Origin of the sequence: Kitasatospora humi, assembly GCF_020907985.1 — a bacterium.
Lineage (GTDB): Bacteria > Actinomycetota > Actinomycetes > Streptomycetales > Streptomycetaceae > Kitasatospora > Kitasatospora humi.
Genome location: NZ_JAJJPA010000144.1, coordinates 1 through 1,310 on the forward strand (window position 1 = coordinate 1; position 1,310 = coordinate 1,310).

The following is a 1,310-nucleotide window of genomic DNA, read 5'->3' on the forward strand; positions in this document are numbered from 1 at the left end:
TCGTGCTCGGGTTCGACTCTCGGAAGCGGGTGGACGCGTTCCTGGACGCACTGCGGGAGGTGATCGCCCGGCATGACATCTACCGCACGGCGATCGTGTGGGAGGGTCTGCGCGAGCCGCTGCAGGTCGTCGCCCGGCGCGTTGAACTGCCGGTCCAGGAGGTCGTGCTGGACCCCCAGGGCCCGGAGCCGGTCGAGCAGTTGACCGCCCTCGGCGAGTCCTGGATGGATCTCGCCAGCGCGCCGCTGATCAGCGTGCACATCGCGGCGGAGCCGGACGGTGACCGCTGGTTGGCACTGCTGCGGATGCACCACCTGGTGCAGGACCACACCACGCTGGACGTGCTGCTCGGGGAGCTGCGGGCGTTCATGTCCGGCCGTGCCGACACGTTGCCGGAGCCGCTGCCGTTCCGCGACTTCGTCGCCCAGGCCCGCCTCGGTACGCCGCGCGAGGAGCACGAGCGGTACTTCGCCGAGTTGCTCGGTGACGTGACGGAGACGACCGCGCCGCTCGGCCTGCTGGACGTGCACGGGGATGGCTCCGGCTCGGTGCGCGCGCAGCTGCCGGTGAACCGTGAACTGGCGAGCCGCATCCGGGACGTGGCGCGGCACCGGGGAGTGACCGCTGCCACAGTCTTCCACCTGGCGTGGGCGCGGGTGCTGGCATCGCTGTCGGGCCGTGATGACGTGGTGTTCGGCACGGTGCTGTTCGGCCGGATGAACTCCGGGGCAGGTGCCGATCGAGTGCCGGGTCTGTTCCTCAACACCCTGCCAGTGCGTGTGCGAGTGGACGGGCAGAGTGCGGCAGAGGCGCTGGACGGCATGCGGCGCCAGCTTGCCGAGCTGCTGGTGCACGAGCACGCGCCGCTGGCACTCGCCCAGCAGGCGAGTGGAGTGGATGGCGGCAGCCCGCTGTTCACCTCGCTCTTCAACTACCGCCACAGCCAGGCACCGGCGCCGGGCAGCGGTCCCAGCCTCTCGGGGGTCGGGCTGCTGGCGGGAGAGGATCACAGCAACTACCCCGTGACCGTGTCCGTCGACGATCGCACCACCGAGTTCGCAGTGAGCGTCGAGGCGGTGGCTCCAGCCGACGCACAGCAAATCTGCGAGCTGATGCACGCCACCCTGGCCAACCTCGTCGCCGTTCTGGATGAGGCTGCAGGAGCCCGGTTCGCGGCAGTGGACGTGTTGGGTGAGGCAGAGCGCCGTCTACTCGTGGAGGGGTGGAACGAGACGGCGGTCGAGGTGGCGTCGTCGACGTTGCCGGGTTTGTTCGCGGCGCAGGTGGCGCGGACGCCGGATGCGGTGGCT

1 protein-coding gene is annotated in these 1,310 nt (G+C 70.2%); it reads left to right on the plus strand.

The genetic code is table 11. From position 1 onward, the window contains the following. Positions 1 to 1,310: condensation domain-containing protein (locus tag LN042_RS36775; RefSeq protein WP_230055819.1), on the plus strand; the 1,310-nt coding region annotated here is incomplete at both ends.